General features: G+C 59.3%; 28 protein-coding genes and 3 pseudogenes. 15 read left to right on the forward strand and 16 right to left on the reverse strand.

The annotated features are described in order from the left end of the window. Positions 1–53 precede the first annotated feature (53 nt). Positions 54–1,487, reverse strand: a complete 1,434-nt coding sequence (locus ROLI_RS07935; RefSeq protein ID WP_187430848.1) for a TolC family outer membrane protein — start codon at positions 1,485–1,487, stop codon at positions 54–56. Positions 1,488–1,628: 141 nt separating this feature from the next. On the opposite strand from ROLI_RS07935, the gene ROLI_RS07940 reads away from it, so the two are divergent. Beyond that, the gene (locus ROLI_RS07940) at positions 1,629–2,306 is read left to right on the forward strand and encodes an OmpA family protein (RefSeq protein WP_187430847.1); all 678 of its coding nucleotides are present in this window, start codon (positions 1,629–1,631) and stop codon (positions 2,304–2,306) included. Between the two features lie 82 nt (positions 2,307–2,388). On the opposite strand, the gene ROLI_RS07945 is transcribed toward ROLI_RS07940, so the two are convergent. The 4 genes from ROLI_RS07945 to ROLI_RS07960 all read right to left on the reverse strand — a co-directional run bounded on the left by ROLI_RS07945 (position 2,389) and on the right by ROLI_RS07960 (position 6,338). Next, positions 2,389–3,141, reverse strand: coding sequence for a hypothetical protein (locus ROLI_RS07945; RefSeq protein WP_187430846.1), 753 nt, complete (start codon positions 3,139–3,141; stop codon positions 2,389–2,391). A 253-nt stretch (positions 3,142–3,394) separates the two neighbouring features. Then, a complete protein-coding gene (locus ROLI_RS07950) occupies positions 3,395–4,132 on the reverse strand; it encodes an aspartate/glutamate racemase family protein (protein ID WP_187430845.1) in 738 nt (245 codons plus the stop codon). Further along, positions 4,132–5,295, reverse strand: coding sequence for a Xaa-Pro peptidase family protein (locus tag ROLI_RS07955; protein WP_187430844.1), 1,164 nt, complete (start codon positions 5,293–5,295; stop codon positions 4,132–4,134). The genes ROLI_RS07950 and ROLI_RS07955 overlap by 1 nt, the downstream gene beginning before the upstream one ends. After that, positions 5,292–6,338, reverse strand: a complete 1,047-nt coding sequence (locus tag ROLI_RS07960) for a pyridoxal-phosphate dependent enzyme (RefSeq protein WP_187430843.1) — start codon at positions 6,336–6,338, stop codon at positions 5,292–5,294. Before ROLI_RS07960 ends, ROLI_RS07955 begins: the two co-directional genes overlap by 4 nt. A 415-nt stretch (positions 6,339–6,753) precedes the next feature. On the opposite strand from ROLI_RS07960, the gene ROLI_RS07965 reads away from it, so the two are divergent. From ROLI_RS07965 to ROLI_RS07975, 3 genes are read left to right on the forward strand one after another with little or no spacing between them, the layout of a single operon-like run. After that, positions 6,754–7,431 carry a sugar phosphate isomerase/epimerase gene (locus ROLI_RS07965; protein ID WP_262386560.1) on the forward strand — a complete coding sequence of 226 codons (678 nt, stop codon included), beginning with the start codon at positions 6,754–6,756 and terminating at the stop codon, positions 7,429–7,431. A 31-nt stretch (positions 7,432–7,462) separates the two neighbouring features. Next, a complete protein-coding gene (locus ROLI_RS07970; protein ID WP_316247464.1) occupies positions 7,463–7,951 on the forward strand; it encodes a PfkB family carbohydrate kinase in 489 nt (162 codons plus the stop codon). Beyond that, entirely contained in the window at positions 7,906–8,166 is a 261-nt protein-coding gene (locus ROLI_RS07975) for a hypothetical protein (RefSeq protein WP_262386559.1), read from the forward strand. Before ROLI_RS07970 ends, ROLI_RS07975 begins: the two co-directional genes overlap by 46 nt. A 231-nt stretch (positions 8,167–8,397) precedes the next feature. Here ROLI_RS07975 and ROLI_RS07980 read toward each other — a convergent pair whose 3' ends face one another. Further along, positions 8,398–8,532 carry a hypothetical protein gene (locus ROLI_RS07980; RefSeq protein ID WP_262386558.1) on the reverse strand — a complete coding sequence of 45 codons (135 nt, stop codon included), beginning with the start codon at positions 8,530–8,532 and terminating at the stop codon, positions 8,398–8,400. Between the two features lie 18 nt (positions 8,533–8,550). Continuing rightward, positions 8,551–9,579: an aldo/keto reductase gene (locus tag ROLI_RS07985; RefSeq protein WP_222869582.1), complete on the reverse strand. Its 1,029-nt coding sequence runs from the start codon at positions 9,577–9,579 to the stop codon at positions 8,551–8,553. Positions 9,580–9,676: 97 nt separating this feature from the next. Between ROLI_RS07985 and ROLI_RS07990 the strand changes: the two genes are divergently transcribed. The 5 genes and pseudogenes from ROLI_RS07990 to ROLI_RS08005 all read left to right on the forward strand — a co-directional run. Then, on the forward strand, positions 9,677–10,477 hold the full coding sequence (locus ROLI_RS07990) for a BtpA/SgcQ family protein (protein WP_187430842.1): 801 nt from the start codon (positions 9,677–9,679) through the stop codon (positions 10,475–10,477). Further along, a complete protein-coding gene (locus ROLI_RS07995) occupies positions 10,474–11,568 on the forward strand; it encodes a M42 family metallopeptidase (RefSeq protein ID WP_187430841.1) in 1,095 nt (364 codons plus the stop codon). The genes ROLI_RS07990 and ROLI_RS07995 overlap by 4 nt, the downstream gene beginning before the upstream one ends. Continuing rightward, entirely contained in the window at positions 11,568–13,055 is a 1,488-nt protein-coding gene (locus tag ROLI_RS08000; protein WP_187430840.1) for an FGGY-family carbohydrate kinase, read from the forward strand. The genes ROLI_RS07995 and ROLI_RS08000 overlap by 1 nt, the downstream gene beginning before the upstream one ends. A 411-nt stretch (positions 13,056–13,466) precedes the next feature. Continuing rightward, positions 13,467–13,679 (forward strand): transposase, encoded by a 213-nt coding sequence (locus tag ROLI_RS23940; RefSeq protein WP_187431548.1) that lies wholly within the window; start codon positions 13,467–13,469, stop codon positions 13,677–13,679. Between the two features lie 170 nt (positions 13,680–13,849). Then, positions 13,850–14,775, forward strand: a pseudogene (locus tag ROLI_RS08005) (IS3 family transposase); the annotation flags it as partial. 511 nt (positions 14,776–15,286) lie between these two features. Here ROLI_RS08005 and ROLI_RS08010 read toward each other — a convergent pair. Then, positions 15,287–15,595, reverse strand: coding sequence for a transposase (locus ROLI_RS08010; protein WP_338469252.1), 309 nt, complete (start codon positions 15,593–15,595; stop codon positions 15,287–15,289). A 90-nt stretch (positions 15,596–15,685) separates the two neighbouring features. Here ROLI_RS08010 and ROLI_RS23945 point away from each other — a divergent pair, with 90 nt between their 5' ends. After that, on the forward strand, positions 15,686–15,865 hold the full coding sequence (locus ROLI_RS23945) for a hypothetical protein (protein ID WP_405048998.1): 180 nt from the start codon (positions 15,686–15,688) through the stop codon (positions 15,863–15,865). Next, the gene (locus tag ROLI_RS08015; protein ID WP_405048999.1) at positions 15,781–16,278 is read left to right on the forward strand and encodes a transposase; all 498 of its coding nucleotides are present in this window, start codon (positions 15,781–15,783) and stop codon (positions 16,276–16,278) included. Before ROLI_RS23945 ends, ROLI_RS08015 begins: the two co-directional genes overlap by 85 nt. An 89-nt stretch (positions 16,279–16,367) precedes the next feature. On the opposite strand, the pseudogene ROLI_RS08020 reads toward ROLI_RS08015, so the two are convergent. After that, positions 16,368–17,618, reverse strand: a pseudogene (locus ROLI_RS08020) (IS3 family transposase). A gap of 60 nt (positions 17,619–17,678) precedes the next feature. Next, a pseudogene (locus tag ROLI_RS08025) lies at positions 17,679–17,870 on the reverse strand (transposase); the annotation flags it as partial. A gap of 123 nt (positions 17,871–17,993) precedes the next feature. On the opposite strand from ROLI_RS08025, the gene ROLI_RS08030 reads away from it, so the two are divergent. Genes ROLI_RS08030 through rbsK form a run of 4 tightly spaced genes read left to right on the forward strand, consistent with a single transcriptional unit; the run spans position 17,994 to position 21,066 of the window. Further along, on the forward strand, positions 17,994–19,043 hold the full coding sequence (locus ROLI_RS08030) for an ABC transporter ATP-binding protein (protein WP_187428911.1): 1,050 nt from the start codon (positions 17,994–17,996) through the stop codon (positions 19,041–19,043). 5 nt (positions 19,044–19,048) lie between these two features. Then, a complete protein-coding gene (locus tag ROLI_RS08035) occupies positions 19,049–19,696 on the forward strand; it encodes an SGNH/GDSL hydrolase family protein (RefSeq protein WP_187428910.1) in 648 nt (215 codons plus the stop codon). 15 nt (positions 19,697–19,711) lie between these two features. Continuing rightward, on the forward strand, positions 19,712–20,158 hold the full coding sequence (locus ROLI_RS08040) for an RbsD/FucU family protein (RefSeq protein WP_187428909.1): 447 nt from the start codon (positions 19,712–19,714) through the stop codon (positions 20,156–20,158). After that, positions 20,158–21,066, forward strand: coding sequence for a ribokinase (gene rbsK, locus ROLI_RS08045; RefSeq protein ID WP_187428908.1), 909 nt, complete (start codon positions 20,158–20,160; stop codon positions 21,064–21,066). Before ROLI_RS08040 ends, rbsK begins: the two co-directional genes overlap by 1 nt. A gap of 31 nt (positions 21,067–21,097) precedes the next feature. Here the strand turns inward: rbsK and modC are convergent, their stop codons facing one another. The 6 genes from modC to ROLI_RS08075 all read right to left on the reverse strand — a co-directional run bounded on the left by modC (position 21,098) and on the right by ROLI_RS08075 (position 26,993). Then, complete coding sequence (gene modC, locus ROLI_RS08050) at positions 21,098–22,177, reverse strand: molybdenum ABC transporter ATP-binding protein (protein WP_187428907.1); 1,080 nt, start codon at positions 22,175–22,177, stop codon at positions 21,098–21,100. After that, on the reverse strand, positions 22,174–22,869 hold the full coding sequence (modB, locus tag ROLI_RS08055; RefSeq protein ID WP_187428906.1) for a molybdate ABC transporter permease subunit: 696 nt from the start codon (positions 22,867–22,869) through the stop codon (positions 22,174–22,176). Before modB ends, modC begins: the two co-directional genes overlap by 4 nt. Then, entirely contained in the window at positions 22,866–23,642 is a 777-nt protein-coding gene (modA, locus tag ROLI_RS08060; protein WP_262386404.1) for a molybdate ABC transporter substrate-binding protein, read from the reverse strand. The genes modB and modA overlap by 4 nt, the downstream gene beginning before the upstream one ends. Before the next feature lie 236 nt (positions 23,643–23,878). Further along, entirely contained in the window at positions 23,879–25,153 is a 1,275-nt protein-coding gene (gene arsJ / locus ROLI_RS08065; RefSeq protein WP_187428905.1) for an organoarsenical effux MFS transporter ArsJ, read from the reverse strand. Then, on the reverse strand, positions 25,150–26,148 hold the full coding sequence (locus ROLI_RS08070; protein WP_187428904.1) for an ArsJ-associated glyceraldehyde-3-phosphate dehydrogenase: 999 nt from the start codon (positions 26,146–26,148) through the stop codon (positions 25,150–25,152). Before ROLI_RS08070 ends, arsJ begins: the two co-directional genes overlap by 4 nt. Next, complete coding sequence (locus ROLI_RS08075; RefSeq protein ID WP_187428903.1) at positions 26,145–26,993, reverse strand: ArsR family transcriptional regulator; 849 nt, start codon at positions 26,991–26,993, stop codon at positions 26,145–26,147. Before ROLI_RS08075 ends, ROLI_RS08070 begins: the two co-directional genes overlap by 4 nt. Positions 26,994–26,996 lie beyond the last annotated feature (3 nt).

Here is a 26,996-nt window from a genome sequence, read left to right on the forward strand (position 1 = left end):
CGCGATTTCTTCTGTTGAGGGGGATCGGAAATTTCAGACCTCCGTTTCGCGCGTTATTCCGAGCGCAGGCTTTTGCGCCAGTCTCGAAAGCTGATCGCATCGTCACGAGACCTATCACCAGGTGCGTTAAGACCAGGTGCACGCTGATCATTCACCGCATAGGCCGCACTGTCTTCGGGCGGGGTGATGCCAAGGGCGGGCAAAAGGATACCCGCAGCGGCAAGCAGACGGTATTTCACAAAAACTTCAAGGGAGCGCGCATTCATCAGATTAACCTCGGCCTGAAACAGAGCGTTTTGGGTGTTCAGAACGTCGATGAGGGAGCGCGCACCAACATCAAATTCCCGCTCATAAGAGGCCAGCAAGTCACGCGACAGGGTTGCCTGCCGGTCCAAAAGGCCGACGCGCCGTTGCGTCGATTTCAGATTGGACCATGATTGGCGTACTTCGCGCTCCACCAAACGCGATTGGGTCAACAGGCGGGCGCGCTGCTCACTGACGCGCCGGATCTGTTCTTCACGCTGGCCACGTTTGCGGTTGCCCTGAATTTCATAGCGCAGCACCAGACCGATGGAGGCGTCGTTAACCTCGCCCTCAAAGCCACGCACGTCTTCTCCGTAACGGGTCTCGGCCTCCAGATCGAGTGTGGGAAAACGGTTGGCATTCGCCTGGCGCGACAATGCCTCAGCGGCCCCGATGTCGGATTGAAAAAATAGGATCGTCGGGTTGTGGCGCCAGGCAGTCGCGAGCGTATCATCAAGATTGCCGGGCAGGCGCGCCCCGATTTCAGGTACGGATTGCAGATTGTCCGGCGTGACACCCACGGTTTCCAAAAACAGAATACGCGCGTCCGTATCGGTCAATTCGAACTGGATCAGTGTGTCTTCGGCCAGAAACAGGCGCTCTTCGGCCTGTTGCAAATCCGCAATGCCCAGAACGCCGTTGTCATAGGCGCTTTGAATTCTGGCCATAATATCGCGGTGGTATGCCAGATTGAGCCGGGCCTTTTCGGTCAGGGCTTGCGTGCGTATCACGTCACTGTAAACCCGGATGGCTTCCAAAGACAGGAATTCGGAGCGTTCAAGTACGCGGTAGGCCGCCGCATCAATGCGGTAGGCCTGGCGTTCTATCTCCGAGCGGGTTGATTTGCCATCATATAGACGCTGCGTGATCCGCGCGGAAACCTCATATCCGAACAACGCATCATCGGATGCGCCCTGATCGGTTGTGCGTGTCCCGTTATTGATGCTGCCTTCGGAGCGCCCCTCAAATTCAACCCGCGGCGCCCAGAAACTGCGCGCCTGATCAAGTTCAAACTCGATGGCCTGTTTGTTGGCCTCCGCGGCTTTGATCTCAGGGTTCGTCTCCAACACGAAGAGGATCGAGTCCTCCAGTGAAAGAGCACCAGCCTGGTGACCCCATGTCAGCGATGCGCATAGCGCAACGGTCGGCAGCGCCCGGAGGCCCTTCAGTAGACATCTATTCATGTTTTTGCACCGATTACTGCTCAGTCACCCACCGTTGTGTGGGTATTATCATTGCATTAACAATAGGATCAGAACCAGCCTTGTTGCAACTGTGCAGGCAGTGGAATACGTTCGCGGCGAACAACCCAGAGGAAAACCCGCATGTTGTGTCGTTTTTTTGCCACGCTTTTGTTAACTATTTCCATGTCATTGCCGATGGTCGCCCTTGCTCAGGACGTCGGAACGATCAATTTTAAGTTCGACGCCGATCAACTGGATGCGCAAGGTTTGGCGCAGGTCGCGCAGATCGCAGAGCAACTCAAGGCACGTCAAAGCTATAAGCCGACCGTGGTTGTCGGCTTTACAGATGCAGTAGGAACAACGGGTTACAACGATGGCCTTGGATTGCGACGCGCCCAAAGCGTCGCCGCAGCACTCCAGGCGCAGGGGGTTCCGGTGGACCGGATCGGTTCCATTGCCTCGCGCGGGGAGCGTGAATTGCTTGTTAGCGTTACCGGCGCGGAGCGGGCCAATCGCCGTGTGACGGTGTCGCTTGAGGAAATCATGAGTGCTTGCCGCAGCTATCGCGAAATTCCGCTTACGCCGGCCTCTATCGGCGAAGAATTGCAGACGGATTTGCGTGTGCGCCTTGCCGAGGCGGTTCAGTCTTTTGATCAGATGGCGATCACAAGGCGGGACGGGGCGGCGTTCCAGATGGCCGGTGCGGCCCGCGAAGATTGCGGTATTGCCGTGGGGTATGATGCGGATGCCGTGCGCAAGACTGAATATGCGCAGAAGTGTTTTTGCAGCTCAGCGCGTATGCAGGCCGCCCTCAGATAGGCGAGAGCCCGGCAACGGCCAGCGCGCGATCTAAAACATGCAAAATGTGCCGCTTTGGCGCCAGCGGGGAAGGGCGTGGCGGTCAGAAGTTGAACGACACGCCCGCCATGAACCCTTGTTGCTGCAGGTCATGCGCTGATCCGGATGCGTTGCGCTCCACGGACATGTAACGATATCCGAGAACACCTGAAACTGTGCCGGTAAATTCATAGCCAACACCACCGAGGACATCGATCATCGCCTCTGATCCAGTGCCAAATCCACCGGCATAGGCCCATCCCGTTGCAAACCAGTGATGCCCCAAGTCGGAGCGGCCCCGCATCCCAAGGAGCGGATCAAACCAGCTGTCGCCCGCGGATACCGTGGTCGTTGGCTCGATCCCGGCGGTCAGGTTCAGGTCGGTCGACACATCCCAATAACGTACCCCCCCGCCGAGCCAGAGCGTGGTGTCCGCATCCGTACCCAGCCTGTATTCACCCAAGGCGGTTCCGATCACGGCGCTGGACGCGGTGTCTGTGCCAGCGGGATCCGTGGCGCGTGTGGTTGCCCCAGAGAGGGCATTGACGTTGTGATAGCCCAGCGAGAGCCCGTATCGGCCCGTTGTTGCGCTGAACATGACCATTCCGGTACGGTCACGGTTGTTCTGCTGTTCGGGGAAGGTGATGTTGATGGCGGTGCTGGGCAGGTCCGCCTCATAGCCCCGAGGTGTGTTTTCGCCTGTTTTCCAGACCTGCGAGCTGGCTTGCTTGCCTTGATGGCCATAAGATTGCGCCATCGCATAGGGGGCCGCCAGCAGCCACAGGCAGACCTGAAGACTTAACAGAAAATTATGCATTGGAGACGCTTTTTGGCACGGGCGGCGGGCTTTCGCAGAGATGTGTTCACGGGCAACGGCTGTGTGACACTTCTTGCAATAAAGGAACGAATACAGGGTTAAGGGCGCGACAAAAAACGCGCCCCAGAGGGAAATGATTTCCTATTGCCGCTTATTGTCTCAAAAAACCGGCAAATCCGAAAATGCACCCGGCCAGAACATCACAAAGGGTATGGCGAGGATCACGCAGGCGTCTAAGCGTTGCGATGAACGCTTACAGCAAATCACCCGGTTGGCTGTCTTGATCGATTGCACCGGTGGCCTGCAGCATGTGCCATGCCAAAACGAGGTTACTGGACAGGATCGGCAAACCGGTTGACCGGCTCAGCTGCGGTATCACCTCCAGGGTGCGCAGGTTCGTGCAGGATAAAAACACGGCCTGCACATTGGTCTCTTCGGCAAGTCGGCAGGTGGCGTCATAAATGGATGCGCTGTCGATCTGGGCGACGCGGGCTTCTTGTTCCTCGCAAAAGCTGCCAAAGGCGGGCGTCTGGATGCCGTGTGCGGCGAGCGTTTCGCGTAACGTGTTCGATACGCTTTCGATATAGGGTGATAAAAACGCGATCCGGGTCACGTCCAACGCGCCGCAAACGGTGACAAGAGCGGAAAGCGGCTCGCTCACCTGCCTGGCCTGCGTGCCCTGACGCAAGCACTGGGCAATCCGGGATGCGCCGATCTGTGCGGTGCCGGAGGTGCAGCCGTAGCCAAGCATGTCAAAACACAACCCCCGCGGGAACAGCCCTGCCGCTGCGGCCAGATGGTCTTCCATCTGCGCGAGGGTTTCGGCGGTAACGGTTTGCGCCGAGGGCACCCGCGAGACATGCAGGCTGACCGAGGCGGGCAGCAACTGGCGCATATCATCCTCAAGCGTCACATCTGATTGCAGGACGATCAGGCCTAATTGAGGCCGTTTTTTTGTGTCCAGCACGTAAGGAAATTGTTGGGAGGCCATTAGGCAAGCCTTGGAAGGTTGCGCGGCGCAGGTGTGGAAAGGTATTCAGCCCCCGTCGCGGTGATCACGATGTTCTCCTCATGGACCAATGTCTGGCCGGGGTTGATTTCGATGCCGGGCTCCAGGGTCAAGACCATACCGGCCTTCAGAACGGTCTCATCCGCCGGAATAAGCGAGGGCCATTCGGTCAATTGCATGCCCAACCCATGGCCCAGGCGCCCGGCGTCCGAGCCACCGGCACCACCCGTTACGATGACATCCATCCTCTGGAAAAGCTCTGATGCGGTAACGCCGGGACGCGCGCAGGTAAAGGCCTGATCACTGGCCTCGAGCAGGCGTGCATAGGCGTCATCTACGGCCCGATCGACCGTACCAATCGCGAAGTTACGATCAAAATCGCAGTAATACCCGTCATGCACCACACCGGTGTCCAGCATCAAAACATCACCCGGACAAAGTGGGCGCGCCACGGCCGGGGTGATCACATCGCCGTATCCACCCGGACCTGCGCCCCCGGCCAGATAACCGACCCAATCCGCGCCTTCCTCAAGGCACAGGATCTGAAACTGACGGAACACATCCGCAAGCGGCACCCCGGTTTGCGCGATTTCGCCAATGCGCGCGAAACTCCGGTCGGCAATGGTGCAGGCTTCGCGAATCTTGGCGATTTCGTAGTCTGATTTGACCGCTCTGAGATCGCGCAGGATGGCGTGATCCGATACCATTCGGCGCGCACCGATGGCCCCCCGCAAAGCATCCCAAGAGGCCAGCGGCATGCGCAAATGGCTTTCCAATCCACTAGGCACACCGATCCGCGCTTTTGCAGGCAGGCATTCGGCAATGGTATCGACCAGAAGCGTCACGCCGTCATCGTCGTAATCCGGCGCGCGCCATGTGCGAATATCCGTGATCCAGCTCTGCGCCATCAAATGCGCGCCGATGGAGGGGATCACGGCAATCGGATCGCCGCTTTGCGGTAGGAGGAGAAACCAGGGCCGCGTCGGGCTTTCCCAGAACCGCGTCAGGAAACCAGTGAAATACCGCACTTCGGGCTCGGTGCTCAGGAACAGGGCATCAAGTCCTACAACCCCCATGCGTTCTTGTGCGGCCTGCAGGCGTTGGCGGAATTCGGCCTCGGGAAAGCCACGCGGCTTTGGGCTCACGTCTCTGGGCTTTCGCTCAGGATCAGCAGCACGCGAGCGTTTTCATCCAAGCTCAATGTGGAACGATGGCGGGAACTGGCCAGCAATCCCGCCAACCCTGCCGCACCTGAAGGCGTTGAGGCTAAACCGCTTTCTTCTGCCAGGCGCGCGCCCTCCAACCCTTCCTCTTCACTCAGCGTGACGAAAAAATCGCCGTCCCGCGCCAGGCCCTTCAGCGCAATATAAGATGGCTCCTTGCAATCCAGCCGCCCCATCTGTGAACTTGGCCCAGAGGTTGCAACCGGCGCACCCGCCTCAATCGAGGCAAAAAGCGCAGGAGCCGCTTCGGGCTCAACGACAACCACCCGCGGCCCGTCACCCCAGTGATCGCGCACCATCGCCGCCGCCGATCCGGCCAGACCACCGACTCCAGCCTGCAAAAACACATGCGTCGGGGTTTGCACCATCTGCTCAAATACCTCAGCCATAAGCGCCAGATACCCCTCCATCAGGCGGTGAGGGCGCTCGACATATCCGGGCCATGAACTGTCGGAGAGCAATATTGCACGCTGTGCCTTAGCGGCGCGCGCTGCGGCCTGCATGCTGGCCTCATAGTCCGCACCTTCGCGCACCACTTGCGCCCCGACCTGCGCCAGGCGATCTGCAAAAGACTGCGGTACCGTTTCCGCGATATAGACCACGGAATACGCGCCGAACGCGGCGGCACCAGCGGCCACGGACATCCCGTGATTGCCCGCACTTGCCGTGATATAAGTCGCGCCACGTGCGATCCCGGCAGCGTGATCACAGGCAATCACATAGGCCGCGCCAAGCGCCTTGAAACTACCCAACCCCATACGGCTGCGCTCATCCTTCAAAATGACCTCGGCGACGTCACAGTGCTTGGCGAGCGTCTCAGACTGCGTCAGCGGGGTGACGCCTGCACGCGGACAGCGTTTGAGCAGATCCACAGGGCGTTGCCAGTCAAGGCTGGGGGCGGGAAAATCGGTCAGAGCCGGATTTGACATACCGACCCGGCGAAACGGGTTTTTGAGAATTTTCATCCACCAAGGCTGCGATAAAACCCGAGGCTCGTCAATTCAGCGTTCTGAAAATATGCATGCAAAAGCGAACTGCCTCCGCAAACGGCTTGAGGTAGGCTCGCGTGTATGAAAATGCCCACATCCCCCCGCTTCGCAACGCGCCTGAATGCGTTCAAAATCGGTGCCGATGCCTATTGGCCTGGCAAGAATACCGTGACGACGGCCGATCTTCTGGCACGCGCGGCATCGGCGGATTTGAACGCGGCTGATCTCAACTGCCCGGACGATTTCACACAGGACCGCCCGCTTGATCTGTCGCATGCACTTGATGATAACGGTATGGTGCTCAATGGCTTGGCGATGCGGTATTACACCGATCCGCGCTATAAATTAAGCGCTTTCACGCATCCGCAGGCCGACGTACGCCGCGCCGCGATTGAGGAAACCAAACGGGGTCTGGGATGCTTTGGCGGAAATGGGCGGGCATCTGATGACGCTCTGGATGGGACAGGACGGGTTCGATTATTCGTTTCAAATGGATTATGCGCAGGCCTGGGACCACACGCTGGCCGCCCTGGCCGAAGTCGCCGATCACACCCCCGACATCGACATTGCGCTTGAATATAAACCTAACGAGCCGCGCGCCTTTGCGCTGATGCCGGATGCCGCAACCACCTTGCTGGCGATCAAGGACGTCGGGCGGCGCAACATGGGCGTCACGCTGGATTTTGTCCATGTGCTTTACGCCGATGAAAGGCCCGCCTTTGCCGCCGCTCTTGTGGCGCGCCATTCGCGTATCTTGGGCGTGCATCTTAATGACGGTTACGGCAAATGGGACAACGGGTTGATGGTCGGCGCGGTGCACCCGATCCAGACCATCGAGCTTTTGGTGGAGCTGGAACGCGCGGGCTATGACGGGGCGATCTATTTCGACACCCTCCCGGATCACTCTGGCCTCGATCCGGTTGAAGAGGCGCGCACCAATATCGCGGTGGTGCAAAAACTGCGCGCGATCGCCGCGTGTTTGGTAAATGATACCGCTCTGCAAACGGCCATCGCACGGCAGGATGCCCCGATGGCCATGCCTCTGGTACAGGGCGTGATGCTGGCGTGAGCGTGTTTGTGGCGGGATCGCTGATCTGGACGTGGTTCTCAATGCGCCCCATCTGCCCGCGCTGGATGAGACCGTCACTGGGTCCTCGGTGGAATATGTCTTTGGCGGTAAGGGTGGCAATCAAGCGCTCGCCGCCGCACGGCTTGGCGCGTCGGTGGCATTTGCCGGGTGCGCGGGTCCCGACAGTTTCGGCGATATGATCCGCACCACCCTGCGTCAAAGCGGGATCGACCTGAGCCAATTGCAACGGGACGCAGGCCCAAGCGGCATGAGTGCGGCCATTGTGGATGCGCAGGGCGAGTACGGCGCGGTGATCGTTTCCGCGGCCAATCTGCATATTCATGCGGCGGCCATCGCGGTGCCCGTGGGGACACGCGTGGTGCTGTTGCAAAACGAAATCCCGCAGGAAGTGAACAGGGCCTCGGCGCAAAGGCGCGCGCTGCGGGCGCTCAGGTCTGACTCAATGCCGCACCAGTGCGCGCATTGCCGGAGGCTTTCACTGACCTCCTCGATCTGGTGATTGTGAACCGGGTTGAGGGCGCGGCCTATGCGGGGTTGGACGTCACAACCCTTGAAACGCGCGGCGCAGCGGGTCTGCGGTATGAAGGCGCAGATTATCCCGGCCATCCGGTGGTGGTGATGTCGACCCATGGAGCAGGGAATATGTTTGTGGGCGCATTGGCCGCGCGCTTTGCGGCAGGTCACCCGATTTCGCAGGCTATTCCTTTTGCCTAGGCCGCTGCGGCCCTGCATGTGTCGCTACCCCTTTCGGAGCGTTCCGGGATTAACACCGCTCGGGTTGCGGATTTCTTCGCGGCTCAGCCCATGCGTTGAAACCGCGCAGCGATGGTGCCAAAAATATCGGCGTTCTCATATATCCTGAGATACGCAATCAATACGTCGACCGTGTCGTGCCAAGCATCATATTCCGCCTGCCACCGGCATATCGGCCACCAAACCTTGACATCATGCCACCCGGCCCAAAACTGTCACCCCATGGCGCGCCAGCATGGCGGCAAAATCATCCGGTCCGCAACCACGGTTCAGCGTCACAGGATCCTGCGCCATCCCCTCGTGATCACCGCGCCGGGTCCCCCTCATACCTATGCGCGTGGATCTTTATGTGGGCGCATCCTCGCGCATCAGGCCCTTGGCCTTTAGATCCTTCCAGAGCGCGTTCGGAATTTTGGCCTGCGCGGCTTGCAGGTTGGCGTGCATTTCGGATACGCCCTGACCGCCGGGAATGACCGACACATGCGCCGGATGCAGCAGGGGGAAATGAAACGCCGCATCCACCATGCGCACGCCGTGATCCTTGCAGGTGGCCTCGATGGCATTCACCCGCTCGATGATGGTCTGCGGTGCGGGATCGTAATTGTAAAACGCACCGGGCCTGGCACCCGTGGCGAGGATGCCCGAATTATAGGGCCCGCCGGTCACAATGCCGATGCCGCGTTTTTCACACAGCGGCAGGAAGCTGTTCAGCGCCTCCTGTTCCAGCAACGTATAACGTCCCGCCAGCAGGAAGAGGTCGAAATCACCGCGCTCAGCCAGCGTCTGGCAGACCTCCCATTCGTTCACACCGCCACCGATGGCCCGGATCATGCCCTGATCGCGCAAAGACACCATCGCGTCATAGCCGCGCCCGCCAAAGAACTCCTCGATCCGCATGTCCGAGGCTTCCTTTGAGCCGTGGCTGAAGACGCACAGATCATGCACATAAAGAATGTCGATCCTATCCACGCCGAGGCGCGAAAACGAGTGTTCCACGGACCGCATGACACCATCATAGGTGTAATCATATTGCTCGCGCCGTTGCGGCACGTCGAACCATTTGCCCACACCGGCGCGATGCTCGGGCGCGCAATGCTGCATCAGGCGGCCGACCTTGCTGGAGAGCACGTAGTCATCGCGCGGCTTGTCGCGCAGAAACGGATTGAGCCGGGTTTCCGACAGGCCCAGCCCATAAAGCGGCGCGGTATCGTAATAGCGCACACCGCCCTCCCAGGCCGCATCTAATGTGGCACGCGCATCGCCGTCCGAAATCGCGCGGTAAAGATTGCCAAGCGGTGCCGTGCCAAACCCCAGCTCGGTGAAGCTGACACCCCCGTTGTCGATCCGGTCCCAATGTCGTGTTTTCAGTGTCATGCTGCTCTCCGATTTGCTTTGATCGAACCATAGAACACTTTCCCTTTGCGTGAACAGGGCGCAAAACCTAAGCTGGGCGCGGGAAGAGGGAGAGATCATGAATACACTTTTCCAAGCCGCCTTTGGCACGTCCAAACCGGTCATCGGGATGGTGCATCTGTGCGCATTGCCCGGCGCACCGCTTTTTGATCCGGATGTTGATCTGGTCGCGGCGGCGCGGGCGGATCTGGACGCCTTGCAGGGCGCGGGCTTTGATGCGGTGATGTTTGGCAATGAAAACGATCGCCCCTATGAGTTTCAGGTGGACCCTGCCTCATCGGCGATGATGGCCTATGTCATCGGGCAATTGCGCGGTGAGATTACCGTGCCTTTTGGCGTCAATATGCTCTGGGATCGGATGGCGAGCGTGGCGGTTGGCGCCACAACCGGGGCGGGTTTCATCCGCGAGATTTTCACCGGCACATATGCCTCGGATATGGGGCTTTGGTCGCCGGATGCGAGCAAGGCCATGCGCTATCGCGACCGATTGGGGCGCTCGGATATGGCGATGTTGTTTAATGTCTCGGCGGAATTCGTCCATTCGCTGGATGCGCGCTCCCTGCCGGATCGCGCGCGCTCTGCGGTGTTTTCTTCCATCCCCGATGCGGTGCTGGTGTCGGGCCAGATCACCGGCGAGGCGGCGGCGATGTCCGACCTTGAAGCGGTCAAAGCGGTGCTACCCGACACGCCCGTGATGACCAATACCGGCGTCAAACACGAGACCTTCGCGGATGTTCTGCGCGTGGCGGATGGCTGCATCGTCGGCTCGTCGTTGAAAGTGGATGGGGATACATGGCAAGCCGTTGATCCGGACCGCGCCCGCGATTTCATGGACCGGGTAAAGGCCGCACGCGGATGACGGATCGCACCGAACATGACCTGATGGATTTGATGCAGGTGCCGGGGTTGTCGGGCCATGAGGACCGTGTGCGCCGCGCGATTGCTGCGCGACTGGAGGAGATGGGGCTGGCGACCCGCACCGAAAGGCTTGGCAATCTGGTCACCACATTTGAGGGGCCCGGCCCGTCCGTCATGGTGTTCACCCATATGGATCAGCTTGGCTTCATCGTGCGCCGGATCGAGGATAACGGCTTCATCCGGTTGGTGCGTCTCGGTGGGGTTCCCGAACGCGCGTTGCTTGCCCGAGAGGTGTTGATCTGCGCAGCGCAGGGGTGTGATATCCTGGGCGTGATCGCCAACAAAAGCCACCATGCCACCGAACCGGATGAAAAATCCAGGGTGCTCGCGACATCAGAGCTTTATGTAGATGCAGGCTTCACGTCGCGCGAGGATGCCGAAGCAGCGGGCGTCCGGATCGGCGCGCCTGTGGTCTATGCCCCGCGCGCCTTCGAGCTGGGGCCGGATCGCATTTGCGGCACAAGCGTGGATGATCGCGCGGGCTGTGCGGTGCTGCTGGAAGTCGCGCGGGCTTTGAAAGACCGCAGCGGTGGCCCGACCGTATATCTGGCATTTACCGTGCAGGAAGAATTCAACCTGCGCGGCGCACAGCCGGTGGCGCAGAGCTTGCAACCGGATATGGCGATCCAGATTGATCTGATGCTGGCCAGCGACACGCCGGAAATGGGCGCGCGCGGTGACATGGTGCTCGGGGGCGGTCCGGGCATGAGCCTCTATTCCTTCCATGGCTGCGGTACGTTGAACGGGGTCATTCCGCATCCCGCCATTGTCGATTTGATCGAAAGGGCGGCAGATGCGGCAGGCATCCCGCTCCAGCGCTCCGCACAGGTGGGCATCTTGACCGACCTGTCTTATGTGCAATTGGTGGGGCAGGGTGTGGCCTGTGTCGATCTGGAGTTTCCCATGCGCTATTCGCATTTGGCGCGTGAGGTTTGTGATCTGCGCGACCTTGTGACTTTGGCGGATTTGCTGGTGCCTGCGCCGGCGCGGATTGACGCTGATTTTTTACTGAACCGGGATGAATACACCTGATGGCTTATACGCTTGGCATCGACATCGGCACCTATGAAACCAAGGGCGTTTTGGTGGATTTCACCGGGCGCATCATCGCGCAGGCCGCGCGTGGACACAAGATGCTGGTGCCGCAACCGGGATGGGCAGAACACCGCGCCGAAGAGGATTGGTGGGGTGATTTCGTCTATGTCTGCCAGAGCCTTCTGGCCAATAGCGGGATAGACGCGCGTGAGATCAAAGCGGTTGCTTGCAGCGCCATCGGTCCCTGCATGCTCCCCGTGGACGCAAGCGGCGCGCCTTTGATGAACGGGGTTCTTTACGGCGTGGACGGGCGCGCAGAAGCGGAGGTGCGGGAGTTGAGCGCGCGCATCGGTGAAGACACCATCATCGCGCGTTGTGGCAACGCGCTGACGTCCCAATCCGTGGGGCCAAAAATCCTCTGGCTGAAACGGCATCGCCCCGACATATATGCGAAAACGGCGCATATCCTGACCTCCACCAGCTTTCTGGTGCAGCGGCTCACGGGCGAAACCGTGATCGATCACTACACGGCGGCGAATTTTTCACCGCTCTATGATATCGCCACGCAAACCTGGGTGGATGATTTGGCGGATGACATCGTGGGGCTGGAAAAACTGCCACGGCTGATGTGGTCGGGCGATATTGCTGGGCAGATCACGCCCGAGGCCGCCGCGGCGACCGGGCTGGCCGCAGGGACGCCCGTCACCGCCGGCACGATTGATGCGGCCGCAGAGGCGTTTTCAGTCGGGGTCGATAAACCGGGCGACATGATGATGATGTATGGCTCGACCATTTTCATCATTCTGCGCACCAAGACCCGCGTGGCAGACTCCGCGATTTGGTACGCGCCCTGGCTATTTGAGGGGGAGCATGCCTCTATGGCCGGGCTGGCCACATCGGGGACGCTGACCCATTGGTTTCGTGACCAAATGGCGCGGGATCTGGAGATGGCTGAGGCATTCTCCATACTGGCGCAGGAGGCGGGGACCTCGCAGCCCGGTGCCAATGGCTTGCTGTTCCTGCCCTATTTCTCGGGGGAACGCACACCCATCCATGACATCCACGCCAAGGGCGCGTTTTTCGGACTGAACCTGACGCACACACGCGGTGACATGTACCGCGCCTTGATCGAAGGCATCGCTTACGGGACGCGCCATGTGACCGATACATTTGCCGATCTGGGACAACGCCCGACGCGGCTACTTGCGGTGGGGGGCGGGACGAAAAACCGGCTCTGGTTGCAGGCGACATCTGATATCACGGATATTGATCAGGCGGTCTGCGAAAAAATCACCGGAGCGAGCTATGGCGACGCCTTTTTGGCGGCGCTGGCGATTGGCACTGTCGCGCGTGCGGACATCGCCGATTGGAACCCGGTTCAGGAAACCGTGCAGGCCAAGTCGGACCTGATCTATGAAAAGCACTACGCGCTGTTTCGCCGCCTCTATGAGCAGACCAAGGATATTGGGAGAGAGTTGGGGTAGGGTCCGCTGTGCGGGTAACGCTGCCACTAAAATCTAGGCCAAATATGGATTTATTTGGACGGAGGTGGTAAAAACCTTTATACAACTACCGGTCGAATTTGTTTCAAAGACGACACAGGTAAGATCGTGAACTCTGAAAAATTCTTGAATTTTGAATAGCTTGGGATGCTCAGGTTCGATCCGTACAGCTGAAATTGTTTCAAACGCTATTACACCGAAGTTCATTGTTATATCAAGCGCGTAGACCATCGCCAGCAGCGTCCCGTAGCCCATGTTAGAGCGGTCGCGGTATTCGCGGAAAATGAAGCTGGTGACGCTATCCGTGGCACTACATCGCGCCCATACAGAGGTTGTCGCAAGATTTCGGACCAGTCGTTAAGGTGGATTAATTTGTGAAAGAAGTGATCCCAAATGACGAAACGAAAGAATTATTCGCCCGATTTCAAAGCTAAGGTTGCGCTTGAAGCAATTCGCGAGGAGATGACGTTGGCGGAGCTGTCCAAGAAATATGGCATTCACCCGACGCAGATTGGGACATGGAAATGCGCGGCGATAGAGAACCTGGCGACGGCCTTTACGCGCCGAGGGTCCGTCGCTGAGCAGGTGCAGCCCCAGAACAGGTGAGCATTGCGGACGTCGACAAGTTGCATTCTGTCAACCGGCAGGTGATTGCCTGCAATCACTGAGAGGGGAAGATCGGCCAGCTGGTGGTGGAGCGGGATTTTTTGGCCCCCTCCCGGCAGCATGCTGCGCATGCGCCTGTCGGGCAGTGGATGCCTCGCATCAGTTGCTCGGGACGCGAGGCAAAAATGGTGAGTAAGGAGCACAAGCTGAGTGTACGCCGTCAATGCAAGCTGCTGACGCTGACCCGATCCCACTTGTACTATGAACCGAAGGGGGAGAGCGCTGAGAACCTACGGTTCATGGAAATCATTCACTGCCCGGCAGGGTTATGCGAAGCATGATCCCGAGAGGGGATAAGCAATTCCTCGAAACGCCATGGTAGGGGTCACGTCAAATGGCGCGGTGCATGCAACGCAACAACCACAAATGCGGTCGCCATTGCGTGCGCCCTCTCATGCGGCTCATGCGTTTGGTCCCGATCTATCAGGAACCCAACACGAGCAAGAAACATCCCCAGCATAAGATCTGGCCGTATTTGCTTAGGAAAGCCGTGATCGACCGCCCGAACCAGGTATGGTGTGCTGACATTACCTACATCCCGATGCGGCGTGGCTTTCTGTATCTGGTGGCAATCATGGATTGGTACAGTCGCAAAGCCCTTGCTTGGCGGTTGTCCAACAGCATGGACGCGGACTTCTGCGTTGAAGCCTTGAAAGAGGCACTGGCAAAGCACGGCAGGCCAGAGATATTTAATACGGACCAAGGCAGCCAATTTACCAGTGGTGCTTGGATCGACGTGCTCACGGATGCAAAGATCAAGATCAGCATGCCTCTCGTGACATTGCTACGCAATGCACTGACGGTAATAGATGGCAAAGCTGCCTGGCGGGACAATCGCATGATTGAAAGGCTTTGGCGATCACTGAAATACGAATGCGTCTACCTGAACGCCTTTGAGGCGGGTTCAGAAATGCGGGCGGGGATCAGCAAATGGCTGACCTATTACAACTCTGAGCGCCCACATTCGACCCGCGGCATATTGACCCCCAATGAGGCCTATGTCAGCAAAACAGAACCAATGAGATTGGCAGCCTAAATGAAACCCTGATCCATCTTAACAAGGCTGCAAACTGGTCGGAAAAGTAAGACCAACTCGCCGACTTCCTACAAGCGTCGTGTCGGAGATCTGGAGACCGCTTGCAGTGAGATTAGCGCACTTTGAGAAAACATTCAGCCACCTGCGGACCTATGACTGAGAAGTCTAAAGCTGGATGCTTACAGATTATTGGTGATATCAGCATCCAGTGGTCAAAGGTTGAAGATGAGTTAAAGGCGATACTTTGGTATTATGTCGGCACTGACCGACAAGTTTTTGATGTTCTTTTCGGCAAGTCAAGAGGAAGGGATATTGAAGATATATTAGTGAGTGTTGCCAAGATAAGAGAGCCGGTCGCCGTCGCTTCAGACGACATCAAACTTGCCGTTCAGCGCGTCAGAGTGCTACGCAGAAATCGAAACACTATCCTTCACCAAATGCGTCACTCCCATGTGGACGACATTGAGGAATTGCACCCAAAGCTATCAGGTGCGCTATGGGCTGTTGACGTTCACCGCATTTGGATGATTGTCGCCGCAATCGAGATGAGGGTTTTGAAGCTCTGGTCTGTTTTGCACGAGCGCATGGCTATGCCTCTGTTTTCCTTCATTTTGCCGAAGTAGTTTTCGATCAGATGCCGCCATTTGCAGGTCTTCTTGTCGAACTCTGCCGGGAATTTCCGGTTAGATTTCGGGGATATGACCGGGATGATGTCACGATCCAGCAGGTCATTTCGCAGCCAATCCGCGTCAAAGCCCCTGTCCACGAGAAGATGTCCGCCAGTCAGATTGCGGATCAGTGTCGGTTTCGCGCAGGTCATGGGCTTGTCCGGGCATCACCGGAAGGAGAGCGTGAAGTTCCGGGCTTGTGGATCGCGGCCAATTAGGGGGCTGAATTCTGGCTCTCTGTGATGAACAATCTGCGCAACCGGGGCGTCGAAGACATCCTGATCGCAGTCATTGACGGCCTCAAGGGCTTCCTCCCTCTCATCGCTGCAAGCAGCGATTGCCGGGCAATGGACGCCATCACGCGGCCTTCCCGGACACGACGGTCCAGACCTGCATCGTGCATCTTGTGCGCCATTCCCTGAACTTCTGCGGCTGGAAGGACCGCAAGAATGTCGCCAAGGATTTGAAGCGGGTTTATCGGGCGGTAGATGACGGGAACGCCGCCAAAGCCCTTGATGATTTCGAGGCTGAATGGGGCCAGAAATATCCTTCAATCGCCCCAAGTTGGCGTCGGGCATGGCAAGAAGTGATCCCGTTCTTTGCCTTCCCGCCTGCCGTGCGCAAAATCATCTACACCACCAATGCCATCGAAAGCCTTAACCGCGTCATCCGAAAAACCACCAAAACACGCGGCAGCTTTCCAACAGATGATGCCGCACCCAAGCTGATCTATCTGGCGATCCGCAGCTTCGAGAAGGCTGGTAGGTGCGTCAGACAATTGGTGGACGCTCGAAATCGGTTCGCTATCCTATACCCAGAACGGTTCAGCAAATAACCCGTCTCAACCGCATGAGCTGAGCCTCATACACAGAGTTTCGGATACTCACTCTTGAGCAGCCCCACTTGGGTGGTCCAGTTTGAAAATTATTGCATGATTGGCGTTTGGTCCATCGGAACGATGGCCTCTGGCGCAGGTGGGCGGTAGCCCAGAGCACTATGTGGTCGTTTTGTGTTGTAATGGTTCCTCCATCTTTCAATAATAATCTGTGCTTCCCGCAGCGAGTAGGAGATTTCGCCGTTCAACAATTCATCACGCATTCTTCCGTTGAAGCTTTCGCAGTATCCGTTTTCCCACGGTGACCCAGTCTCGATATATGTAGTCTTTGTTCCAACCTTTGCCCGGCAGGCGATGCAAAGCATCGCTGAGAGGGGGCCTTGATCCAATCCCTGACAACCTCAGCAATAAACTCAGGGCCGTTATCAGACCTGATGTAGGCAGGAACACCGAGCAGGATGAACAAGTCCGTCAGGGCGTCGATGACCTCGGTCGAATTCAACTTGCGCTTCACCCGGATCGCTAGACATTCCCTGCTGTGCTCATCCAAGATGTTGAGCGTTCTAAAGGCTCTGCCGTCGTCGGTTCGGTAATGCACGAAGTCGTATGACCAGACGTGATTACGATACTCGGGACGCAGCCGCACACAGGAACCATCATTGAGCCAGAGCCGTCCCTTCTTTGGTTGTTAACGTCGTTTCGTGAAACGACGGAATTGGCACTTTAAGCACCTCACGCCGCCAAAGCCGTTCGACACGTTTGTCGTTCACCTGCCAGCCTGCATCTCTCAACAGGGCCGCAATCCGACGGTAGACGCACTTCATGCCGCGCTTGAAGATACTGAAGTAGCCCTCAATCGTGTTGGTGTGGACGACGCCACGGCCATACTCGCCCTTGCTGTGGGTGGTGAAGTCGTGGTCTGCAGAGTGCTTTGCGATGCCAGTGTATTTCTTGGCCTCATCAGTGTAGACCTTGGCTTCTTTAGCAATATTGGTTTGCAGGATCGGGATCAGCGTTGCCTTAGTCACATCCTTGACCACGAAAGGCTTAGACTGGCCTGTGGTGCGGTCTACCAGAGACAGCATGGCATTCTTATGAGCGTAACCGCGTGTACGCTCTTTCTTTTTGTGCTTTTGACCGATGAAAGTTTCGTCAACTACTACCACACCACCGCCAGAGCCGAACATCGGGCCACCATCGGAGCGCATTGCTTCACGGATGCGGTGAGACATAAACCATGCGGTTTTGAGTGTTACGCCAAGGGTGCGGTGCAATTGATCGCTGCTAATGCCTTTTTTGCTGGCGCACATCAGGTAAATGGCTTGCATCCACAGACACATTGAAACGTTGCTGGCCTCGAAGATGGTGCCGACCTTCACAGTGAATGGCTTGCGGCACTTGTAACATTTGTAGGCACCAACGCGGGTGGACTTGCCGCCCATCTTGCTCACACGCTCACGCTCTGCGCACTTGGGGCAAGTTGCACCATGTGGCCAAATGCGCGCCTCAACATATGCGTAGGCGGCTTTTTCCCCTGTGAAATTCGGGGCGGGATAGAACAGACATTGGGGTGCTTCCTTATTACCTCCTATTTATATCTCTTTCGTCTGGGTACGCAAAGTATAACACCGCCCAACAAAAGCTGCCCAGCGGGCGTGGACAAGGCAAACCCCTTTCTCTAGCATCAGATTTCGAACTCGGGGGGTAGGCTGCGCATGGCAGGGGTCAAAATTAAAGACATCCAGAAATCCTATGGCGCAGTGCAGCTCATCCACGGGTTGAACGTCGAGATCGCTGATGGAGAATTCCTCGCGCTTGTCGGCCCGTCGGGATGCGGCAAATCCACTTTGCTGCGCATGATCGCCGGGCTGGAGCCGATCAATGGTGGGACGGTTGCGATTGGTGAACGTGTCGCCAATAACCTGCCCCCGGCGCAGCGTGATATTGCGATGGTGTTCCAGACCTATGCGCTTTATCCGCATAAATCGGTGGGTGAAAACATGGGGTCCGCGCTCAAAGTGACCAAGGTGGAGCGCTCCGAAATCCAGCGCCGCGTCAGGGAGGCCGCTGAAATCCTGAGCCTGACGGAATACCTCGACCGCAAGCCCCGGCATTTTTCGGGGGGGCAGCGCCAGCGTGTGGCGATGGGACGCGCCATCGTGCGCGACCCGCAGGTGTTTTTGTTTGACGAGCCGCTCTCCAACCTTGATGCCAAGCTGCGCATCCAGATGCGTATGGAAATCAAGGAACTGCACCAACGGCTGAAAACCACGACCGTGTTTGCCACCCATGACCAGATTGAGGCGATGACGCTGGCGGATCGTATCGTGGGGATGCAGGCGGGCCGGATCGAGCAGATCGGCACACCGCTCGAGCTTTATGACAACCCGGCCAATGAGTTTGTGGCGACGTTTATCGGTGCGCCCTCGATGAATCTGCTGGGCGCGCAGCGAAACGGGGGGGTGGCGGATCTTGCGGGACATCGCGTGCAGGTGAAAGGCAGTTCGCATAGCGGCGACGTGCGCCTTGGCGTGCGCCCCGAACATCTGCGTCTGGTGGCAGCGGGAGAGGGTGTCGCCATGCAGGTCAAGGTGGTTGAACCGACGGGATCAGAAACCATGGTCTTCCTGCGCCATGACGATCAGGATATCACGGCGGTCTTTCGTGAACGTCACGCCTTTGCACCCGGTGAAACCGTTCACCTTGCGCCCGATCCCGATCACCTGCACTGCTTTGATGCGGCCTCCGGTCAGAGGGTTGGGTAAGCGACATGGAAGCGCGCACAATCCTTTGTTTTGGGGACAGCAATACACATGGAACAAGGGCCTTTCGCGATGTCGCAGACCGGCGTCGGTTTGACAAACCGCTGCGATGGACCTCGATCATGGCGGCTGAACTCGGCTCTGAGTATGACGTGATCGTCGAAGGACACCCCGGCCGCACAAGTGTTTTTGACGACCCCATTGAGGGGTCTCACAAAAACGGGCAGGCTGCGCTGCCGGCGCTCTTGGAGAGCCACCGCCCGATCGATCTGGTGATCGTGATGCTGGGGACCAATGACCTCAAAGCGCGCTTCAACGTTGCCGCGCATGATATTGCGCTGGGGGTGGAGCGGGTTGTGCTTGACATCCGGCGCAGCGATTGCGGAGCAGCGGGTGCGGCCCCGCAGGTTTTGCTCGCAAGTCCGGTTCCGGTGATCGAAGCCGGGATTTTCAAGGAGATCTTTGCCGGGGCAGCGCAGAAATCGCAGGCCTTGCCCGCGCTGTTGCGCACCGTCGCAGAGCGACAAGGCGTGGCATTTGCGGATATGGGCCAACACGCGACGGTAGATCCGGTGGATGGCATTCATCTGGACGCAGCGGCACATGGTGCCATTGGTATGGCCATGGCGGCAGCCGTGCTGGACAGTTTGACGTAACAGGAGGGAGACGACATGCTCATTGGAATAGACCCGATCTTGAATGCGGATGTGCTTTATGCGTTGCGGGCGATGGGGCATGGGGATGATCTGATCATTTGCGATACGAATTTCCCCGCCGATAGCGTGGCGCGGCAAACCGTGCTGGGCGAGGTATTGCGCATGGATCACCCCGCGGCTGAGGTGGTGCGGGCGGTGCTGTCGGTCTATCCGATCGATACCTTTGTGGATGACGCCGCCGCGCGGATGGAGGTCGTCGGGGAGCCTGATACCTTGATGCCCGTAATGGAGGAGGTGCAGGCGCAGATCACGGTCGTGCAGGGTCCAAAGATGATCGGGGTGGAACGATACGCCTTTTATGAGCGCGCCAAACAGGCCTACGCCGTCATCCAGACCGGCGAGCGGCGGTTTTACGGCTGTTTCGCCCTGCGCAAGGGCGTGATCCCGCCAGAGGCTGCGTGATGGGCAAGGTCACGATACTCGGCGTTTTCGTTGCCGACACGGCGTACCGTGCGGATCGGATGCCGCGCATGGGCGAGACGATCATGGGCAATTCCTTCTCTCTGGGGCCGGGCGGGAAGGGCTCCAATCAAGCGGTGGCCTGTGCGCGCATCGGGGCGCAGACGCATATGATCTCCAAGCTCGGGCAGGATGATTTTGCCAAGCTGGCCCTGGACACCTGGGCCGAAGCGGGCGTGGTGGCGCATGTGGATCAGGTCAGCGAGAGTTATACCGGCGCGGCCTATATTTTCATCGAGGAGAGCACGGGCGATAATGCGATCATCATAGCGCCGGGGGCGGCGGCGCTCATCCGCGTCGCCGATATCGAGGCAAAAGCCGATTTGATTGCCGGATCGGATGTGTTTGTTACCCAACTCGAACAGCCGATGGATGCCGCTCTGCGCGCTTTGCAGATTGCACGACAGGGTGGGGTCACCACCATCCTGAACCCGGCCCCGGCGGCGGCCTTGCCCGACGGCATGCTCGCACTTTGCGATTATGTCACACCCAATGAGACGGAATGCGAGGCCTTGACGGGCATTGCGGTGGAGAGTGAGGCGGATGCGCGCCGCGCCGCGCAGGCCCTATGTGACCTGGGTGTCAAAACGCCGATCATCACCATGGGCGAACGCGGTGCCTATCTGCACGGCCATGGGCTGGTGCCGGCGGTGCGCGCGGGGGCAGTGGTGGAAACGACCGGGGCGGGCGATGCTTTCAACGGCGGGTTCGCAGCGGTACTGTCGGAAGGGAAATCCGCGCTGGAGGCAGTGCGGATCGGCTGTGCGACCGCGGGGATTTCCGTGACGCGCGCAGGCACAGCCCCGGCCATGCCGAGCCGGGCGGAGGTGGAGGCGTTGCTTGGTGCCTAGGTATCGGATACGAAGCACCTCAGGAACGGTGCTAGCCCACGGCATCCCGCGCGACGGAGACGGCTTTGATGACGGCGAAGACTCTACGTCCGGGCTGCAAATCCAACGCCTGCGCCGAGCGCCGTGTGACCCGCGCGAGGATCAGCGCCGCGCCTAAGGACAGCTGCACGATGGCACCGGGACCGGAGCCCATGCGGACCTCACGCACGTCTACTTCCAGGATATTGAGTGCAGAAATCCCCTGCGGTCGCTGCGTGGCCAGCATGACATCCTGTGCTTCGATCCAGATCCGCAGCGCCGTGCCCGGTGGCTGATCCACGCGCGGCAGGAGCAGCATGCTGCCTTCGGTTTCCAGCGTGCTCAGCCCATCGGCGTGATGTTCCTTGACCCGCGCCTCCAACATGGCCCCCGCGGAGCGCACCCCGATGGGCGTGACCGCAGGATCGCTGAGCACATCCGCGGCGCGGCCCTGACGCGCGATCCGGCCCGCCTCCAGCGCCACAACCGTTGTCGCAATCCGCGCGACCTCGGCGGCGGCGTGGCTGACATAGAGGATCGGGACCTTGACCTCATCACGCATCCGCTCGAAATAGGGCAGGATTTCCGCCTTGCGCTGCGCATCAAGCGCGGCCAGCGGCTCATCCGCCAGAATGATACCCGGACTTGCCAGCAGCGCGCGCCCGATCGCAACCCGCTGTTTTTCACCGCCCGACAGATCGCCGGGCCTGCGGTTCAGCAAAGCCCCGATGCCAAGCATCTCGACAATCCGGTCCATATCCCCGCGCGGCGTGGATTTTGGCGCGAACCAGCGCCCGTAATTGAGGTTTTGCCGCACGCTGAGGTGCGGAAACAGCCGCGCGTCCTGAAAGATATAGCCAAGCCGGCGCTTGTGCGGTGGCAGCCAATGGTTGCGCGCCGTATCAAAAAGCTCCCATTCACCGGCTGCAACACGGCCCTGATCAGGTTTCAACAGCCCCGCAACGGCATTGATGATTGTGCTCTTACCGGCTCCGGAACGCCCAAAAAGGACCGTAATCCCTGGCGGCGCTTCAAAGGCCACGTCGATGTCGAACCCCTCAAAGCGGTGGTTTAGGGATACAGAAAGGCTCATATGCCGCCCACCCGTGTTGCGGCCTTGCGGGCCAGCCATTCCGACAGCAAAAGCGCGGACATGGCGATGGCGATGGAAATCAGAACCAGCCGCCAGGCGGAGGCTTCCCCGCCCGGCACCTGCAGGAACGCATAGATCGCCGAAGGAACCGTCTGCGTCTGGCCGGGGATGTTGGAGACAAAAGTGATCGTTGCGCCAAATTCACCCATGGCCTTGGCAAAGGCGAGGATGGCTCCGGCGATGATCCCCGGCAGGATCAGCGGCAGGGTGACGGTCAAAAACACCCAACCGCGCGAGGCCCCTAAGGTGCTGGCCGCCTGCTCCAGTTTCGGGTCCACCGCTTCGATGGAAAGGCGCATGGCGCGCACCATCAGCGGAAATGCCATGACGGCGGCGGCAAGTGCGGCCCCGGTCCAGCGAAAGGCAAAGGTGATCCCGAATTGTTGCAGCAACCCGCCAATGGGTCCGGTGGTGCCGAATGTCATCAGCAGCAAATACCCCGTGACCACGGGCGGCAGGATCAGTGGCAGATGCACCAGACCATTGAGCAGTTGTTTGCCCCAAAAGTCACGTCGCGCCAGCACATAGGCCACCCAAAGCCCCAGCGGCAGGCTGAGCAGGGTCGCCCAGAGCGATACTTTGAGCGACAAGGCGACCGCGCGCCATTCCTCGGGACCCAGCCATTCCGTCATGGGGCGGGGTCTGCCATGATAAAGCCGTGGCGTTCGAAGATCACGCGGGCCTGCGCGCTGCGCAAATGGTTGATGAACCGCGCGACCGGGGTTGAGGACCGCCCCTTGGTGACCGCGACGGGGTAGAGGATGGGGGCGTGGCTCTCCTCAGGGAAGGTTGCGATCACGCTGATGCGTGGTTCGGCCTGCGCATCCGAGGTATAGACGATGCCAAAGGGGGCCTCGCCACGTGCGACCAGCGCAAGGGCCGCGCGCACGTTGTCGCTCTGGGCGATCTGCGGTGCCAGAGCGTCCCAGAGGCCAAAATACTGCAAGGCCGATTTGCCGTAGATCCCCGCCGGGACAGCCGCTACCAGCGCCATGGCGATGCGGTCCTGGCCAAGGGTTTCCATCAGGGCGGTGCCGGTGGTTTCAACCAGCGTGCCGCCTGCGCCGTGCCGGATCAGGACGAGGCGATTGCTCAGCAGATCAAACCGGCTGGCCGGGTCGATCCTGTTTTGATCGGCCAACCAGTCCATCCAATCCAGGCTTGCCGCGATGAAAATATCCGCAGGCGCGCCGAACGATATCTGGCGGGCCAGCACGGGGGTGCCAGCATAGGAAATGGTGGTTGTGGGACCCTCGAACGCCGCTGCGACCTCGTCCAGGGCTGTTTTCAGGCTGGCGGCGGCAAAAATCGTGATGTCTGACGCGCGACCCGGCATGGCCAGACAGGCAAGGCTGATGCTTATCATCACGCCAGATCGCAGCGCCCGCCAGATTGCGCATACCATCACAGGGATGCTCCCGCAGGCCTTTGAGAGAGACAGATAGGCTCATGATATTCGGCTGGGATGCTTGGAGCAAAGATCATGGGAGATACCCTGTTTCAGCGCGCGAGAGGTTGCAAGGCCCCGCAGTCGCGTCAAAGAGCCTGATGCGGGCATATCGTCGTGATTTTCGCGCCCTTGCGCGGCGTTGTCCACAGGGAGAGGAGGCAGTAAACGTATCCCTGGCAGGGTGGTGCGGATCAATTTGAGGCGGTGTTTATCGCAGGGCCGGATCGCGGGCGCAAACGCGCCGCGCCAAATGCGCTTAGCGCCAGGAGCAAAGCTGCCGTGGCGAGGCATAGGGCCAGACCGCCGATCTGGTAGCTCAGGCCTGACAGCAGGGTGCCCATCAGCCTGCCGAGGGCATTTGCCATATAGTAAAACCCCACATCCATGGTGACCCGCGCCCCGCTGCTGAAGGCGAGGATCAGGTAAGAATGCAGGGCGGAGTTCACCGCGAACACTGCGCCAAACCCAAGGAGCCCGATGATCAGGGTTACCGTGAGCCACGGCGCGGGGTCGGGTGTTACATAGACCAGAAGCGCCAGTGCTGCGGGGATGAAAATCAGGCTGGCCGCCCATGTGCGGGCGCTGTTGATGATGTCGCCCTCAGGTCGGTTCCGCGCGTTCAAAAGTCGGGGTGCTGCGGCCTGCACCGCGCCGTAAAGGATGATCCACAGGGCCATGAAACTGCCAATGGTAAAAAAGGCCGCGCGGTTTGAGGCCTCTGATCCGTCCGACAGAACGGCATAAAAATAGATCGGGATGCCGACCACGAACCACACGTCGCGGGCACCAAAGAGGAAAACCCGCGCAAAGCTGAGCCAGTTCACATTGGCGTCTCCAGAAAACACCTCGCGAAATTTCGCGTCCCTGCGCCCAACCGGCAGGCCGGAGGGCATTTTGAGCACGATCACCACGAGGATCAGGCTGAGCAGGGCGGCCATGCCCAAGACCGCCACTTTCAGGCCGACCAGCCCGAGCAGCACAGCGCCGATCAGAAAACCAAAGCCCTTCACCGCGTTCTTTGAGCCGGTCAGTAGGGCCACCCAGCGAAACAGCCCGCCTTGTTCGGCAGGGGCGAGCAGTTTGACGGCAGATTTGGCGCTCATCTTGGCGAGGTCCTTGGCCACGCCGGACGCGCCCTGAACGGCCATCACAAAGGCGACGGAGGCGGGCAGCGTCCAGCCTGGGTCCAGCTGGGCCAGAGCGATCAATGCGGCGACCTGCAAGCCAAGCCCCGCATAAAGCGTAGAGGTCAGCCCGAAACGTGCGGCAATCCACCCCGCGCTGAGGTTGGTCACCACCCCGGCGATTTCATAGAGCACAAAGAGATAGGCCAACTGCACCGGGGAAAACCCCAGCGTGTGAAAATGCAACAGCACCAGCATGCGCAGCGCGCCATCCGTGAGCATGAAGGCCCAATAGGCCGCCGTGACCGCAACATAGGCTGGCCCTGCGCGGGCCGTGCTCATAGCGTGTCGCCAACCATCAGGGCCACATCCACCAGACGGTTGGCATAGCCCCACTCGTTGTCATACCAGACGTAAACCTTCAGCTGTGTGCCGTTGATCACCATCGTGGAGGGCGCATCAATGATCCCGGATCGCGGATCATTGGTGTAATCCGCGCTGACCAAGGGCCGTGTTTCATAGCCCAGAATGCCTTTGAGCGCGCCCTTGGCCGCCGTCTCGAACAGAGCGTTCACCTCTTCCACGGTGGTCGCGCGTTCAAGCTCAAAGACGCAATCCGTCAGCGAGGCATTCAACAATGGCACACGCACGGCATGGCCATTCAACCGCCCGGCCAGTTCGGGATAGATCAGCGTGATGGCTGTGGCGCTGCCGGTCGTCGTGGGGATCAGCGAATTCAACGCAGAACGCGCGCGCCGCAGATCCTTGGCCGGACGGTCCACGATGGTTTGGGTGTTGGTCACATCATGGATCGTCGTGATTGAGCCATGTTTGATCCCGAGGGTTTCATGCACGACCTTGACCACAGGCGCGATGCAATTGGTGGTGCAACTGGCGGCGGTGATAATGTCATGGCGCGCTGGATCGTAAATGTCATGGTTGACGCCAAAAACCACATTGGCCGTGGGGCCGTCCTTGACCGGTGCCGACACGATCACCTTCTTCACGCCCGCCGCGAAGTAGGGGGCCAGCGCGGCTTTGCTCTTGAAGGCACCGGTGCAGTCAATCACCACGTCCACACCCGAAAACGGCAGGCGGTCGGGTTGCGGTTCAATGTGCACAGGCAGGCGGGTGTCGTTGATTGTGATGCTATCCGCGTCCGCCTTGAAGGTCGCAGGCCAGCGCCCGTGCACCGTGTCGAATTCCAGCAGATGCGCATGCATCGCCGGATCCCCCACCGCGTCATTGATCCAGGCGATCTCGGCCCCGCGTTCCAGCAAAGGGCGCAGCGCCAGCTTGCCGATCCGGCCCAAACCGTTCAGCGCATAGACAGTCATGAGCAGGTTCCTTCCAAAGGGTGCGCGGCGATGTCATCAACGGCCGCTTGCAGCGAAATACGATTATGGGTGGCTAAGGGCAGGGCCGCAAAAGCCTCGATCCGGTTTTTGAGCGCGCCATAGGCGTGTTGAAACGCCAACTGGCGCTCGGAAAGGGTACCAGTTGCCGCGACCGGGTCGGGCACGCCCCAATGACCGCTGATCGGCTGGCCATCCCATGCGGGACACTCTTCATTGGCGGCGGAATCGCAAACGGTGAAGACGAAGTCCATTCTGGGAGCCGTGGCGCTTTGGAACTCCGAGATGTGCTTTGCGCGCAGGCGTGACGTGTCATGGCCTTTTGCCCGCAAAAGATCCACGGCCACAGGATTGAGCTCGGAACCGGGCGCAGTGCCTGCGGAATAGGCCGTGAAGCTGGTGCCCTCCAGATCATGCAGGATGGATTCGGCGAAAATGGAACGTGCGGAATTGCCGGTGCAGATGAAAAGGACGTTATAGGGCGGGCCGGGCATGACGGGGCTTGTCTGCTCAGGTGACCTCGAAAAGGGGGGGCATAATTCGGGGCGACCCCGGCAGCAGTCCGTAAAGATATACTCAATCAGGGCGCCTGCGGCTTGGGTGTTGGCACGGTATCGCAAAGAGGTGCCCACCCGGTCTTGCGTGATGAGATGGGTCTTGCAAAGTGCGGAAAGATACACCGATGCGGTCGATGCCTTGAGCTCCAGTGCGGCGGATATTTCCCCCGCCGGGACCGCATCAGGAAAGCGGCGCATCAGCAGTCGGAACACCGCCAGGCGTTGCGGGTGGCTCAAGGCGGAGAGACGGGAAAGGGCTTCTAGTTCCATACT

Origin of the sequence: Roseobacter fucihabitans (assembly GCF_014337925.2) — a bacterium.
GTDB lineage: Bacteria > Pseudomonadota > Alphaproteobacteria > Rhodobacterales > Rhodobacteraceae > Roseobacter > Roseobacter fucihabitans.

Coding starts and splice junctions, on each gene's coding strand:
- ROLI_RS07935 (WP_187430848.1), bottom strand. CDS start 1,487: ATGAATAGATGTCTACTGAAGGGCCTCCGGGCGCTGCCGACCGTTGCG.
- ROLI_RS07940 (WP_187430847.1), top strand. CDS start 1,629: ATGTTGTGTCGTTTTTTTGCCACGCTTTTGTTAACTATTTCCATGTCA.
- ROLI_RS07945 (WP_187430846.1), bottom strand. CDS start 3,141: ATGCATAATTTTCTGTTAAGTCTTCAGGTCTGCCTGTGGCTGCTGGCG.
- ROLI_RS07950 (WP_187430845.1), bottom strand. CDS start 4,132: ATGGCCTCCCAACAATTTCCTTACGTGCTGGACACAAAAAAACGGCCT.
- ROLI_RS07960 (WP_187430843.1), bottom strand. CDS start 6,338: ATGAAAATTCTCAAAAACCCGTTTCGCCGGGTCGGTATGTCAAATCCG.
- ROLI_RS07980 (WP_262386558.1), bottom strand. CDS start 8,532: ATGAGGGGGACCCGGCGCGGTGATCACGAGGGGATGGCGCAGGATCCT.
- ROLI_RS07985 (WP_222869582.1), bottom strand. CDS start 9,579: ATGACACTGAAAACACGACATTGGGACCGGATCGACAACGGGGGTGTC.
- ROLI_RS07990 (WP_187430842.1), top strand. CDS start 9,677: ATGAATACACTTTTCCAAGCCGCCTTTGGCACGTCCAAACCGGTCATC.
- ROLI_RS07995 (WP_187430841.1), top strand. CDS start 10,474: ATGACGGATCGCACCGAACATGACCTGATGGATTTGATGCAGGTGCCG.
- ROLI_RS08000 (WP_187430840.1), top strand. CDS start 11,568: ATGGCTTATACGCTTGGCATCGACATCGGCACCTATGAAACCAAGGGC.
- ROLI_RS23940 (WP_187431548.1), top strand. CDS start 13,467: ATGACGAAACGAAAGAATTATTCGCCCGATTTCAAAGCTAAGGTTGCG.
- ROLI_RS08010 (WP_338469252.1), bottom strand. CDS start 15,595: ATGACCTGCGCGAAACCGACACTGATCCGCAATCTGACTGGCGGACAT.
- ROLI_RS23945 (WP_405048998.1), top strand. CDS start 15,686: ATGAACAATCTGCGCAACCGGGGCGTCGAAGACATCCTGATCGCAGTC.
- ROLI_RS08030 (WP_187428911.1), top strand. CDS start 17,994: ATGGCAGGGGTCAAAATTAAAGACATCCAGAAATCCTATGGCGCAGTG.
- ROLI_RS08035 (WP_187428910.1), top strand. CDS start 19,049: ATGGAAGCGCGCACAATCCTTTGTTTTGGGGACAGCAATACACATGGA.
- ROLI_RS08040 (WP_187428909.1), top strand. CDS start 19,712: ATGCTCATTGGAATAGACCCGATCTTGAATGCGGATGTGCTTTATGCG.
- rbsK (WP_187428908.1), top strand. CDS start 20,158: ATGGGCAAGGTCACGATACTCGGCGTTTTCGTTGCCGACACGGCGTAC.
- modC (WP_187428907.1), bottom strand. CDS start 22,177: ATGAGCCTTTCTGTATCCCTAAACCACCGCTTTGAGGGGTTCGACATC.
- modB (WP_187428906.1), bottom strand. CDS start 22,869: ATGACGGAATGGCTGGGTCCCGAGGAATGGCGCGCGGTCGCCTTGTCG.
- modA (WP_262386404.1), bottom strand. CDS start 23,642: ATGGTATGCGCAATCTGGCGGGCGCTGCGATCTGGCGTGATGATAAGC.
- arsJ (WP_187428905.1), bottom strand. CDS start 25,153: ATGAGCACGGCCCGCGCAGGGCCAGCCTATGTTGCGGTCACGGCGGCC.
- ROLI_RS08070 (WP_187428904.1), bottom strand. CDS start 26,148: ATGACTGTCTATGCGCTGAACGGTTTGGGCCGGATCGGCAAGCTGGCG.
- ROLI_RS08075 (WP_187428903.1), bottom strand. CDS start 26,993: ATGGAACTAGAAGCCCTTTCCCGTCTCTCCGCCTTGAGCCACCCGCAA.